The organism is Sphingomonas psychrolutea (assembly GCF_014636175.1).
Taxonomy (GTDB): Bacteria; Pseudomonadota; Alphaproteobacteria; order Sphingomonadales; family Sphingomonadaceae; genus Sphingomonas; species Sphingomonas psychrolutea.
On record NZ_BMDW01000036.1, the window covers coordinates 1 to 12,958 of the forward strand.

Consider the following 12,958-nt stretch of genomic DNA (forward strand, 5'->3'; position numbering starts at 1 on the left):
ACGCGGCGAAAACCGAAATCCCCATAGGTCAGCACGCGTGGCCCGCGGCTTCCTGCTTTGGAGGATATCGTACGCCTGCCGGCATCCGATATCCTTCACAGAACCCGACGTCCGATCGTCTCTGACGGCTACCCAACTTCTGCCATTTGTTCAGCTTGCGTTTTCGGCGCGGATCAACCGATCCTGAATGATCCGGTGCCGCGTACGATCGGATCGCTTAATAGCCATGAGTCAATTTATCGAGGTGGATCAATCGTCGCCCAGGCCGTCAAAACTCAGGAGGATGGCATCGACAGTTCAGACGCTGCATTGAGAGGCACGCAGTGTTAAGTCCGCCGAACAGTCACTTTCAGGTACGTGGCTGGTATGTCGGTGGCATTGGGGCCACCCCGGTTCTGACTTTGAAATAGTGCTGTCAGCTCTGCGGCAAGCTCCGGCTCGCGGCCGTCTTTGGCTGCCGCCTCGAACGCATTCATCGTCGGCCCATAATAATCCCGAAAGAGCCCTAAAAATGCGGACGGCGATCGCTCATCCCGAAATACGAAGGTGGCGCGTTCGCAAGAAATGTTTTCCGGGCTCACGCCGGCCGATTCGAAGCGTTCACGAACACTTTCCTCGAGGCCCCATGTGACCGGACTAATGAACCCGTCGGGCGGCGGCGACGTATAGGCAGCGCTGATCTTCAGTATTTGCGCAACGAGTGTGGGGTCGCCGGGAATCCAGTTGCCCATCACGATCCGGCCGCTGCGCCGCGTAACGCGTACCATTTCGCGGGCAACGTCGAACGGCCGCGGCGCAAACATGGCGCCGAAAATGCTTACGACCAAGTCGAAGCTCTCGTCGGCAATACCATCCAGGTTGGACGCATCGCCTTCCTCGAACCGGATATTGTCTAGTCCCGCTTCTGCGGCTCGAGCGTTGCCAGCAGCAACGAGGTTCGCTGCAATGTCAACGCCACGGACGTTTGCCCCACGCCGCGCTGCTGGGATCGCCGTCGTTCCGTCACCGCAGCCCAGATCTAGTACGTCCATCCCCGGCGTTACGCCCAGGCTCTCGACGAGGTCGTCGCCGTTTTGGCGCATCGTCGCGGCGAGTCGGGTGAAATCGCCCTTTTCCCACAAAGCCTTGTTCGGATTCATCGCGCGATCCTATCTGTTCTGCTCGTACTGCTTAACACCTGTCAGATCAGAAGTCCCTGGATCGACCGGAAGCCAATCATCGACATAAGTGCATCTGGAATTCAGCACTTTCAATATGCATCTGGTAATGTCGTTCTAATCAGACCGTCTCAGAGGCTGCCTTCAACTGAGCGGCTATCAGCAGTGCGACAGCCGCAAACCCGGCACCGACCAGAAAGGTCGCGTTCGCGCCGAAGCGGTCCCAGACTAGCCCGGCGATAACGCTGGCGAACAGCATCGCGACGCCGGTCATCAAGTTAAACGCGCCGAACGCCGAGCCGCGCAGGTCGGCCGGGGCGTGATCGGCGACGAGCTTGGCGAGCAACCCTTGGGTCAGCGCCATGTGGACACCCCAAAGCGCGATGCCGAGGAACGCGCCGCCGAGGCCCGGCACCAGTCCTAGCGAAAGATCGGCGGCGATCAGCGCGACCAAGCCCCATCCGAACAGCCACCGTGCGGGCACGCTATCCGACCATATTCCAGCCGGATAGGCACCGAGCGCGTAGACGAGGTTCATCACGACGAGAACGAGCGGTGCAAGCACCAGCGGCAGCCCCTCGGCGCTTGCTTTCAGGATCAGGAACGCCTCGCTGAATCGTGCGAGCGTGAATGCCATGCCAACGAGCGTGACCATCCAAAAGGCGCGCGGCAATCGCTTCAGGTCGATCAGCCGGACGGGCGGCGCGGCCAGCGGCGCGATCGCGACAGGCGCATCCTCGACGCCGAACACGACGCACGCCACAGCGAGCGCTGCCGGGATGGCTGCGATCCAGAACACCATGCGGATGTCATTGGCGAACAGCACCATCAGTCCGATCGCAAGCAGCGGCCCCGCAAACGCTCCGACCGTATCGAGCGACTGGCGCAGCCCGAACGCACGCCCGCGGATTTCTGGCGGGGTGACGTCGGCGACGAGTGCGTCGCGCGGTGCGCCTCGCAAGCCTTTGCCGATGCGGTCGGCAAAACGTGCGCCGAAGACCACGGCGGGCGACCCTGCGAGCGCAAACAGCGGCTTGGTGACCGCACCCAGGCCATAGCCGATCAGGATGAGCGCCTTGCGCTTACGCAGCCGGTCGGACAGGTAGCCTGAGAAAACCTTGGCGATCGAGGCCGTCGCCTCGGCCATCCCGTCGATCAGCCCGACAAGGGCGACGCTCGCGCCCAACGTCACAGTCAGGAACAGCGGCAGCAGCGCATGGATCGTCTCCGACGACAGATCCATAAAGAGGCTGACCAGCCCAAGTGCCCAGACTGTGCGTGGCATGGGCGGGCGCGTGGTTGCCATCAGTGGCGCAGATAGCGTTGCGCGACCTGAAGGACTATGACGGCGACAATAAACATCTTCGGGTTCTCATACCGCCGAGGAGCTGGCGGACATAACTGATCGCTTTTGGCCTGCCTTGTCGAGGGGAAGAACGACGACTTTTGGGCGGCAGCCGTCCGGCAGCTTCGCGGCTGCGAGGACCCCGAAGGCGACGTCGGACGGTTCTTTTGCGATCCCCCACTTCAGACATCTGTTAATGTCGCCGATCCGCTTTAGTCGTAGGCACCGAGCCGCGCATCGGGTCTTGGCTTGAGGCGCCCCGGACCATAGAGCGAGTTGCGTCTTCGGCGCTGCACGACATCTCGAGAAGGCCAACATGCAGATCATTGTACGCGACAACAATGTGGACCAAGCACTCCGCGTTCTGAAGAAGAAGCTGCAGCGCGAAGGCGTCTATCGCGAATTGAAGCTCCGGAAACACTACGAGAAGCCCTCGGAGAAGCGTGCCCGTCAGCATGCCGCCGCCATCCGTCGCGCGAAAAAGGCTGATCGCAAGCGCGCCGAGAAGGACGGTTGATCAGCCTTCGTGCGGTCGATGACGACGCGACCGAGTAAAGGTAACCTGGGATCGCTCTCCATTGCGCTTAGCGATGCCAGCTAGCTGCATCTGCCCGCAGTCAAGTGTATCAATACGGCTCAGCCTGCGTGGTGTGGACCCCCGCGCGGCCACTGAAGCCGTCAGCGGCCGTTCAACTGAGCTGGCCGAATAGTATCGCCTGCTGGAGAAGATAGATGCCGATCCTCGTATGCTCTTGCTCGCGACGTCACCCCTTCCCGGGTCCGCTTGTCCCGCGGTTTGCCGTCCTCAGACCGTGCTGACGGTCAGCCTTGCATATCATGCGGCCTCATATTGTATCGGGGCACCGATGCTGCAGGTCCTACCAGCGTCCGTAGACAACAATTCGCCTTTCGCGGCGCGGCGCGATGCTCCATTCATATTACTAAGCGCGACCTAGCCGAGGAACTCACCCTGTGCATATAAAAGCTCGATTGATCTCCGGACTGAGTTTTCTGGCGATCACCGCAGCCGTCCCGGCGATCGCTGATAGCGGCGCGCCACAAATGAGAGTCGTTGGACGGATCGCGGCTGGAGGAGATGGCGGATGGGACTACGTCTCCATCGATGAAGCGGCCCGAAAACTTTATATCACCCGTCGCGCATCGATCATGTCGCTCGACGCCGATACAGGTAAGCCGACCCTGGCCCTTGCGATGACGAACCGCTCTCATCAGGTCGTCCCGATCAATGGCGGCAAGGAGCTTTTGGTGACCAACGGCGGCGATGCGACCGTCACCATATTGGACGCAGCTACGGGTAAGGCCCGTATCACGACGACCGTCAGTGCAGGTCCGGACGCTGCGATCCTCGAGCCGACAACTGGGCTCGTGCTTGTGCTGGGACACAAAAGTGGAAAGGTGGACCTGATCGATCCCAAGAGTGGGGCGCTCCGTGGCTCGATCGATGTTGGAGGTACGCTCGAGTACGCAGCGGCTGACGGTAGGGGCAAGGCATTCGTCAATGTCGAGGACAAGGGTGAGCTGGTCGCAATCGACATGAAAACCCGCACCGTTCTCGGCCACTATAAGATGGCCGGCTGCGAAGAACCGACAGGGCTCGCATATCTGGCGCCTAACAATCTGCTGCTTGCCGCCTGTGGCAATGGTGTCGCGGCGTTCGTGTCACCGAACACGGGTTCGGTTGTGCAGGCCTTGAAGATCGGCGAGGGCTCCGATGCCGCTTTTTACGATAGTGTCCGCAAGCTCGCGTACGTGCCATCCGGTGCAACCGGCACGCTATCCGTCATTGCTGTTTTGGGCCAGACTGCGAGGATCGTGGAGACTGTCGAGACCGCCAAGGGCGCGCGACTTGGCATGGTCGATACAAAAACAGGCAGGGTCTACCTGCCGTCGGTAAAGTATTCCCCACCCACGGCGGTTGGCAGCCGCCCGCCGATGGTGCCGGGTTCGTTCGAGATCTTAGTCGTAGGCAGGTAGTTCGGTCGGTGTCCGACCTTGAGACGATGAGGGTTGTGTCGGGCCCCATCGTCTCCAGGTTCGCGCGCTTACTTTTTGGTAGCCGCGTCCATTGCGTCGGCCTTGTTCTCACCGGCTTCGCGGACCGCATCAGCTTTGTTGGTCAAAGCGTCGGCGCGGTTGTCCATCATCATTTCGGTGTTACCGCCCATAGCGTCGGCGGTTGTTTGGATTGCGGACGCATTTGCGTCCATCTTGTCGGCGGCGTTGTCAGCCATCGCCGCAACATTCTCGGCGGCTTTGGTCTTGTGACCGCAGGCGCTGAGCGAAAGCAGGCAGACGCCTGCTGCGAGCACGAGTTTCTTGTTCATTTGCATCCCTTTATGGACCTGCCGAACTGCATCGTCGGCGCGGTAGCGGTGTCCCTGAAAACTTCGACGTCGGCAAGCCCAAAGGATTCGGCCGTATGGCGTTACCAAAGGTCACATGCTACGTTTTAGGCCTCGCGGATTACGGTCCGCGTGGGCCGTCGCGTCCCTAGCTCCCAAGCAGATGCGACGGCCTCATTTCCTACCCGGCGCTGATGCGTCTCAAAACAGCCCGAACAGTTTTTCGCGAGAAGGTTGGACACCAGGTTTTGCTATGCACACGTCGTTGTGCGGCTTGCCGTTGGTCGTGCGCTGAGCGTTGGCAGTTGGACCTGCCAGGCCCGGCCCACATGCAGCAGCCTTGCCACCGCCAAGGTCTGTGAAAGCAAGCGGGTGCCGGGACCATCCACCGCATCACGTTATCAAGACTGGGTATGAGCAAACTGCTGCATAGTTTGCGTCCAAGCTAGCGCAGCGGCCCCTTTTGCAACGATCAGTGGCTATCACTGTCACCGAGAATCGGGGACGCGTGTGGATGGCTAGATTTTCCAGGCGGTGAGCTATACGGATTTGAATTATGTGTTCCGACTTCCAAGCGGACATCGGACCTGGCAATATCAGCAGGCACTTTAGGGATGCTCTCAAAGGGTAAGTCGCGATGCAAGGTCAGGGACCAACGCTCGAGCCACTCGATCCCATCCGGACCCGTATAACCATCGACCGTCCGGTAGGCAGGATCGCGCATCGCCTTAGCAAGCGAAACCGGGCGAAGTTTTGCCTTACGAAGGATCGAGGCTACGCCATCGATGCTGGCGGCATTAAGTCTGCTAGCGTGGAGCAATAAGACAAAGGCGGGATCGCGTTTGAACAAGCCATGTCCTGCCTTCACATACCATGCCACGATTTGCCCGGTGAACCCGAGATATTGCTGCTGGATGTGACGCGCCTGTCGCGCATCCCCGCGTGCCATCGCCTCGTCGTAGGGGCCTGAGAATTGCCAATCGCTATTCTCCATCGTCACGGGGGCGACCCGGTAACCATGTGTGCCAAGCCAAGCCTCGAAGCGGGAACGCGTCGCTTCGGTCAGACCGGTTTCAAGGAATGGATACCGAAACCAGCGTTCGTGACGCCCGATTGTGGCGAGCATTGGAGCGGTAGCCGTTTCATCACGCAGGACATCGGCCATATAAACGTCGACCGGCGTCCGGTTCAGCGAGAGATGCGAATAGGTGTGGTTGCCAAGATCCATCCCTGCATCGATCCAGCTTTGCAGTAAAGCTATGCGGAGCGGCCGGTCAGCCGCGTCGAGCTGAATCTCGTTGACGAAGCCGGTCGCCTTCCAGCGATTGCGCTTCATAGCCGCTAGCAGTTGAGCGGTCACTGCAGCGCCATCTGCCGCCGAGCTAAATTTTCCGAAGACGGGCAAATCGTCGAACGTGATCGCTACCTCGCGAGCGTGGGCGGGCGTTATTGGGAGCGATGCAGCCACAAGTGCGATCGGCGCGCAGCCGCGAAATAGGGCGCCAATCCATCGTTGACCGTCCATCCCTCTTACCTTGCATTTTCCGGATGCTGTCCAGCGCGCTGCGGCAGCAACAGGATGCATGCCACAATGAAGACCCCCAAGATCGCCGAGGCAAGGGGTCTGCTGAAATCCATGCCGCCCTTGTCGAGCGGCTTGTCGAGCAGATCGCCGACCGTCGCGCCAAGCGGGCGCGTCAGAATGAACGCTCCCCAAAACAGGAAGACGCGTGAGACACGGGTCCAATAATAAAACGCGACCAAAACCAGCAATGCGGCCGCAAAGACCAGCGCACCACCCTCATAGCCAAGCCCGCCTGTATCGGCGATCCAGTCCCCCAGCGCGGTGCCGAGCGTCTGTGAAAAGGTTATCGTTACCCAGTAGAAAATCTCTGCCTTGGGCGTCCGAACGGTATCGACCGAAACCGAACCCATCGACCAATGCCACAAGGCCAGCGTGCCGAGGAGGCCCGTCAGCAGCAATGCCGAGCCACCGGTATAACCGATACCGAGCGACCGGTCGGCAAAATCCGCAAGCGTCGTCCCTGCCGTTGTCGAGGCGATGATCGTCGCCCAATAGAGGAATGGGTGGAACCGCTTCACGCTAATCTGCCACCAGACCAAGCCGACGAGCAGCGAAGCGAAGATCACCGTGCCGACAAGATAACCGAGGTTCATCGACATCGTGACGGTGTCGCCGCCGGTTTCGCCAAGCGTCGTCGCTGCGATCTTGATGATCCAGAAGGTCAGCACGACCTCGGGCACCTTGCTGACCTTCTCGGGCTCGGTTGGTGCGTCAGCCATTGGCAATCCTCATCATCGAGCATGTGCACGATCGGGCATCGAACGAACGCCGCCGCTCAAACGATCCTTGAGCGACGGCGGTCGGCTTTCGTTAACGATCAGTCAGCATTGGGACCTTCGGCACCGTTCTCGAGCACCTTGCCGGTGCGGGCATCGACGCCGACCTCGAACGTCTTGCCGTTGCTCTTGATGTCGAACGAATAGCGCAAGCCCGTGCCGCCCTTCTCCTTCTCAAGCTCCTGATCGGTAATCACGCCCGGACGGACAGCGAGTGCAGTCGTCCGAGCGGTGGCGAGTGTCACCTTGGCCATCGGTGCGAGGCTAGCGCCCTTAAGCGCGTGCTCGGCAGGGGCGGCCGAAGCGCCGGCCGCGGCGAGCATTGCAACCGCGGTCAGACAAATGAGTTTACGCATGAGAGTCTCCTACAAAGGCGAAGCGCCTTGGCCTTGGCTTTAGACGACCCCGCGTTCGCCGGACCTGAGGCGAAGGTTAGGAATTGCTAACTTGGCGAATTAGCCGATCGTCCCACTCACTCCTGCTCTGCACAGGCCGCAGCATGACGAGGATGCAGCATGACGAGGATATTGCGATGAGGCTTTTGCTACTGGAGGATGACAAGGAGGTTCGCGAGCATATCGTGCGCTTGCTGCAGGCTGCCGGACATGTGGTCGATGACTGTGCGACAGGACCGGATGCAATCTTTCTCGGGACCAGCAACAGCTATTCCGTCTTGATCCTCGATCGCATGGTGCCCGGTATCGACGGCCTCGCTGTGCTAAAGGCGCTGCGCGCTGCGGGGATTCAGACCCCTGCCTTGTTCCTGACTGCCATGGACGATGTCGATGACCGTGTGGAAGGTTTGGAGACCGCCGACGACTATCTCGTGAAACCCTTTGCTGGTTCCGAATTGCTAGCGCGGGTCGGGGCGCTTGGGCGACGTCCCCCGGTGACGGCGACCGTTACCAGGCTTGCGGTCGCCGATCTGGAGATCGATCTGCTCAAGCGCTTCGTCACGCGCGGCGGCATACGCATCGATCTCCAGCAACAGGAATATAAATTGCTCGAATTTCTGATGCGGCATTCAGGCGAGATCGTGACGCGGACGATGCTGCTTGAGAATGTCTGGTCGTTCCATTTCGATCCGGGAACCAATCTCATCGAAAGCCACATGAGTCGGTTGCGGGCCAAAGTAGACCGTGGGTACGGCCATGATCTGATCCATACCGTACGCGGCGCTGGATATCGGCTCGATGCGGCGGCTTAGTCCGCTTCGCAGCGGTGCGTTCCGCTTCGCGCTTATGATGGCGGCGATTTTCGCGGTCGGCGCGATCGCCTTGCTGTTCATGGTCGAACAGTCGGTCAGTCGGTACGCAAGCGAGGTCACGAACGACAGCATCGTCGCCGAGGTCGCCGTGCTGCGCGAGGAAAGCCGCGCGGTCGGTACGGCGGACACGATCCGGTCGGTCGTCCGCCGTGAGAATGCGGCACGCGAGCATCAACTGCGCTATTTGCTGGTGGACCGTGGCGGCAAATATCTTGCGGGCAGCCTGCCGACATCGATGGCCCAGCCGGGGTGGCACCTGGTCACTCTTCCCAACCACGATGCCGATAATGACGATGGTGCCGCAACCATGACGTTGTCCGCGCTCGGCGCGCGGCTTGATGATCGCACAATGCTGGTCGTCGCCAGCGACACATCGGATCTCGAGGAATTACGCTGGAGCCTGGGGACGGCGAGCGCTGCCTTCGGCACGCTAATTACGACGCTCGCGCTCATTGGCGGCTTCGTTGTGGGTGGCGTCTTTCTACGTCGCCTCGATCGGGTGAACAGATCGGTTGCGCGGATCATGGAAGGTAGCCTGACTGAACGCTTGCCGACGATCGGTATGAGCGCCGAATTTGACGAACTCTCCACCAACCTAAACCAGATGCTGGCGCGGATCGAGGTACTCATGGACGGCATGCGGCACGTCTCGATCAACATCGCGCACGACCTGCGCACGCCGCTGACGCGACTGCGCCAGCGGCTGGAAACGCTGACGGAGAGCGTGAGCGGGTCGGCGGCCGAACCGCAGGTCGAAGCTGCGTTGGCGCAGGTCGACGAAATCCTCAGCGTGTTTCGCGCGCTGCTCCGTATCAGCGCACTGGAAGCTGGAGCGGGACGGCAGCGGATTATCGAGGTTGATCTGAGCGGCCTCGTGTCGCGGGTGGTCGAAGCATATCGCGTCGTTGCCGAAGACGCAGGGCATTTGCTGTCCGCTAGGGTTCAACCGGAGGTGCTCGGTCTAGCCGATCCTGAGATGCTTACACAGGCAGTCACGAATCTGATCGAGAACGCGATCATCCACACGCCAACCGGAACGCACGTGTTGGTGGCGCTTGAACAGGGCGCGGACAGGATCGTTCTCAGTGTTACGGATGACGGCCCAGGCATTCCGCTCGACGAGCGTGAGCCTGTGCTCGAACGCTTTTACAGGCTCGACGAAAGCCGGGCGACGCCCGGCGTGGGCCTGGGATTGTCGCTCGTCTCCGCCGTTTCGAAAATCCACGGTGCCACGTTGCGCTTGCTCGACAATGCCCCCGGGCTCCGCGCGGAACTGTCGCTTGCTCAGAGCGCCCATCACGGCTCGCTGAGATCAAAGAGCTAACCGGGTCACCACATTGGTTATTGCGAATGATGTACCCGTTCTCGAACGCGATTGGTTGCGCTTGAAGTCCTCAACCATCGGAGAGAGAAAATGCGCTTCCTGAAATTCGCCGCCGCAGTTGCCCAGACGGTCGGCACCGCCAGCCTGGTAGGCCCGGCTTTGGCCCAGAACTATCCGAACCAGTAGCCGGACCCCAATATGCGACGGGATCAACCTGTGTCGCGCGATGATTAAATGCGTCGCGACGAACAGGCACGGCGCGACAATGGAATGCGACAGGACGATCACGCTCGGCGCGACGATCGTGGCAATGGCGACCAGCAGTCGAACAGCGACCATGGCATGCGTCGCGACGACCGCCGGGGCTATCGCGATCGCGGATATGGTGACCACGGATATGGTGATCGCGGCCGTGGCTATGGTTGGCAGCAGCGTCATTGCCGCACGGTCTGGTATCACCATCGCCGGGTTCGCCAATGCCATTGATTTGACCGTCAGGAAGGCTGGCATACACGCCAGCCTTTCTCGCGAACATTTTAATAACCGCAGCCTGACAGCCTAGCCTGTGAAGGTCGCGAGCATCCCGATTGCGGCCGCAAGCATAACCAAAGTGGCAATCCACCCGATCAATTTCAGGATGGGCGGTAGCCGGAAGTCGCCCATTACCGCACGATTGCTCGAGAGCAACATCATGGCGACCATCACGGGGACGGCTACGACCCCATTGATCACTGCACTCCAGAATAATGCTTTGACCGGGTCAATCGGCGTAAAGTTCAACACCGTTCCGATGACCATGGCCACCCCGATCGTTGCATAGAACGCTTTTGCTCGCTGCGGCTTTCGCGCAAGGCCGACATGCCAACCGAAGGCTTCGCCCATCGCATAAGCGGCAGAGCCCGCGAGGACCGGTAGCGCTAGCATGCCGGTGCCGATGATCCCCAGCGCGAAAACCAGGAACGCAAACTGACCGGCGATCGGGCGCAACGCTTCGGCAGCCTGCGCGGACGTTTGAATATCGGTCACACCATGGGCGTGCAGCGTCGCCGCCGTCGTCAGGATGATGAACAAGGCGACGATATTGGACAGCCCCATGCCCACCAGCGTGTCCAGCCGAATGCGCCGTAGCTCCGTCTTCGCCTGATCAGGGACTCGCTCGAGCGGGCGTGCGCCTGCCCGCTCCTTGATGTCCTCCACTTCCTCTTCGGCTTGCCAGAAAAAGAGATAGGGACTGATCGTTGTCCCCAGAATGGCAACGACCACGGTGAGATAACCGGTGCTGAACGCGACATGGGGGACGATCAGGTGATAGCCAACCGTCGCCCAGGGCAGCTTCACCATCAGCGCGACCGCGACATAGGCGAACAGCGAAAGCGTCAGCCATTTGAGAAGCGAGACGTAACGCGAATATCGAACGAACACTTCCAGCACGAGCGACGCGATCCCGATCGCCACGACATATGCCCAATGCGGGCCGGGCAGCAGCAGCTTCAGCGCTGCTGCCATTGCACCTAGATCGGCGCCGAGATTGATGGTGTTGGCGATCACCAATAACGCGACGATGCCGTAGAGAAGCGCTCGGGGATAATGCCGCTTCAAATTGCCAGCGATCCCCCGCCCGGTAACGCGCCCGATCCTGGCGCTGATCTCCTGGATCGCGCACATCAGCGGCCAACTGAACAGCATCACCCAGCCCAGATCATAACCGAACTGCGCACCCGCCTGCGAATAGGTGGCGATGCCGCTGGGGTCGTCGTCGGATGCTCCGGTGATCAGACCCGGTCCGAGCACTTCAAGCAGCTTGGGTCTTTCCGGCTGCTTTACCGCTTCGTGTGGATTTGGCGCGGGGACGTCGTTGGGCATGCGCGGGATCCTGTTTAGGACTATCGACTGCGCTCCCGGCCGCGACACGCCCGAACTAGATCGAGACATCTCCTCCGTCACTGCACTTCATGAAATCTGCCATAATTTAATCGTCGAGAGATGAGCGATCCTGGGACGAAATGGCTGACAGTTTCAAACGCCCGTTATGATGGCAGATGTTTCCGCGTCGATCTCACCCTACAGCTGCGTCAAGATTGTTTCTTACCAACGTGTCCTGAATCCGTTGCGAACTCGGAACGAATGACAATTCGTTCGGTTAGCATCTCACTGCAGGAATTAGGTCGAGGAATTTATGACAAGGTCCGATCGCGCGATGCTGAGCAAGGTGCCGCTTGTCACGCTCGCTTTCTGGGTGATCAAAATCCTCGCGACCACGGTCGGCGAAACGGGTGCGGATTTTCTCAATTTCAATCTGCGCTTCGGATTAACGATTACGTCGCTGCTAGCAGCGGCCGTTTTGGCGATCTTCCTCGTCATTCAGATGCGGCAGGATCGCTACGTCCCGTGGATTTATTGGATCACTGTTGTTTTGCTCAGCGTTGTCGGAACGCTCATCACCGACAATCTGAGCGACACGTTCGGGATCAGCCTGTACGTCACCACGATTGCCTTTGCGGTCGCGCTCGCTGCAACCTTCATCGGTTGGTACCGGGCCGAACGCACCCTTTCGATCCACGACATCACTTCGCCGCGGCGAGAACGATTTTATTGGCTGGCGATCCTGTTCACCTTCGCGCTGGGCACTGCGGCTGGCGACTTGGTTTCCGAGCAAATGGGCTTGGGCTACGCACTGTCGGGCGCGATCTTCGGAGGACTGATCGTAGTAATCACGCTCGGCTTTTATGCCAAAGTCATCAATCCGGTGCTTGCCTTCTGGTCAGCCTATGTTCTGACCCGGCCGCTCGGCGCATCGATGGGCGATTTCCTGACACAAGCCCCGAAGGACGGCGGGCTGGGATATTCAACGACGATCGTTAGCCCTGTGTTTCTGATGGTGATCGTCGGGTTGGTTATATACCTTACGACCACGCGTGCTGATGCGCTTGAGGGTTCATCGCAGGCGCCAATCTGAGGATGGCCCGACCGCCACTGGCCGTTTCGCGTTCCTCGATACGAGCGGCTTTATGAAAACCTAGGCCATGGCGGTAAGGACCCAGAGCACGAAGCCGCTGCGCGGCAGTGGAGTTTGCGGTGAGGTAGCGCGCGTGCGCTGAGGTTTGGTCCCGCGGAGGCGGTGGCGGACGATGGAGTTCCTTC

The 12,958-nt window shown here is 60.1% G+C and carries 13 protein-coding genes; 5 read left to right on the forward strand and 8 right to left on the reverse strand.

What is annotated here, in order from left to right:
- Positions 1-326: 326 nt before the first annotated feature.
- Complete coding sequence (locus IEV62_RS17630) at positions 327-1,139, reverse strand: class I SAM-dependent methyltransferase (RefSeq protein ID WP_188449835.1); 813 nt, start codon at positions 1,137-1,139, stop codon at positions 327-329.
- A gap of 139 nt (positions 1,140-1,278) precedes the next feature.
- Positions 1,279-2,463, reverse strand: a complete 1,185-nt coding sequence (locus tag IEV62_RS17635) for an MFS transporter (protein ID WP_188449836.1) — start codon at positions 2,461-2,463, stop codon at positions 1,279-1,281.
- A gap of 355 nt (positions 2,464-2,818) precedes the next feature.
- Here IEV62_RS17635 and rpsU point away from each other — a divergent pair, with 355 nt between their 5' ends.
- Both rpsU and IEV62_RS17645 read left to right on the forward strand, forming a co-directional pair.
- Complete coding sequence (gene rpsU, locus IEV62_RS17640) at positions 2,819-3,019, forward strand: 30S ribosomal protein S21 (protein ID WP_010160813.1); 201 nt, start codon at positions 2,819-2,821, stop codon at positions 3,017-3,019.
- A 473-nt stretch (positions 3,020-3,492) separates the two neighbouring features.
- The gene (locus tag IEV62_RS17645; RefSeq protein ID WP_188449838.1) at positions 3,493-4,497 is read left to right on the forward strand and encodes a YncE family protein; all 1,005 of its coding nucleotides are present in this window, start codon (positions 3,493-3,495) and stop codon (positions 4,495-4,497) included.
- 68 nt (positions 4,498-4,565) lie between these two features.
- Here the strand turns inward: IEV62_RS17645 and IEV62_RS17650 are convergent, their stop codons facing one another.
- The 4 genes from IEV62_RS17650 to IEV62_RS17665 form a co-directional block, all read right to left on the reverse strand.
- Entirely contained in the window at positions 4,566-4,847 is a 282-nt protein-coding gene (locus tag IEV62_RS17650) for a hypothetical protein (protein WP_229733377.1), read from the reverse strand.
- A gap of 490 nt (positions 4,848-5,337) precedes the next feature.
- Positions 5,338-6,390: a polysaccharide deacetylase family protein gene (locus tag IEV62_RS17655; RefSeq protein ID WP_188449841.1), complete on the reverse strand. Its 1,053-nt coding sequence runs from the start codon at positions 6,388-6,390 to the stop codon at positions 5,338-5,340.
- Between the two features lie 5 nt (positions 6,391-6,395).
- Positions 6,396-7,169 carry a COG4705 family protein gene (locus IEV62_RS17660; protein WP_188449844.1) on the reverse strand — a complete coding sequence of 258 codons (774 nt, stop codon included), beginning with the start codon at positions 7,167-7,169 and terminating at the stop codon, positions 6,396-6,398.
- Positions 7,170-7,267: 98 nt separating this feature from the next.
- Entirely contained in the window at positions 7,268-7,582 is a 315-nt protein-coding gene (locus IEV62_RS17665; RefSeq protein ID WP_188449846.1) for a PepSY domain-containing protein, read from the reverse strand.
- A 176-nt stretch (positions 7,583-7,758) separates the two neighbouring features.
- On the opposite strand from IEV62_RS17665, the gene IEV62_RS17670 reads away from it, so the two are divergent.
- Both IEV62_RS17670 and IEV62_RS17675 read left to right on the forward strand, forming a co-directional pair.
- Positions 7,759-8,433 carry a winged helix-turn-helix domain-containing protein gene (locus IEV62_RS17670; protein WP_188449848.1) on the forward strand — a complete coding sequence of 225 codons (675 nt, stop codon included), beginning with the start codon at positions 7,759-7,761 and terminating at the stop codon, positions 8,431-8,433.
- Positions 8,420-9,817, forward strand: coding sequence for a sensor histidine kinase (locus tag IEV62_RS17675; RefSeq protein WP_188449850.1), 1,398 nt, complete (start codon positions 8,420-8,422; stop codon positions 9,815-9,817). The genes IEV62_RS17670 and IEV62_RS17675 overlap by 14 nt, the downstream gene beginning before the upstream one ends.
- Here the strand turns inward: IEV62_RS17675 and IEV62_RS17680 are convergent.
- Together IEV62_RS17680 and IEV62_RS17685 are read right to left on the reverse strand one after the other, a co-directional pair.
- Complete coding sequence (locus IEV62_RS17680) at positions 9,806-10,327, reverse strand: hypothetical protein (protein WP_188449852.1); 522 nt, start codon at positions 10,325-10,327, stop codon at positions 9,806-9,808. The genes IEV62_RS17675 and IEV62_RS17680 overlap by 12 nt on opposite strands.
- A 48-nt stretch (positions 10,328-10,375) precedes the next feature.
- Positions 10,376-11,680 carry an NRAMP family divalent metal transporter gene (locus tag IEV62_RS17685; RefSeq protein ID WP_188449854.1) on the reverse strand — a complete coding sequence of 435 codons (1,305 nt, stop codon included), beginning with the start codon at positions 11,678-11,680 and terminating at the stop codon, positions 10,376-10,378.
- 313 nt (positions 11,681-11,993) lie between these two features.
- On the opposite strand from IEV62_RS17685, the gene IEV62_RS17690 reads away from it, so the two are divergent.
- On the forward strand, positions 11,994-12,773 hold the full coding sequence (locus tag IEV62_RS17690; RefSeq protein WP_229733379.1) for a COG4705 family protein: 780 nt from the start codon (positions 11,994-11,996) through the stop codon (positions 12,771-12,773).
- The last annotated feature ends 185 nt before the right edge of the window (positions 12,774-12,958 follow it).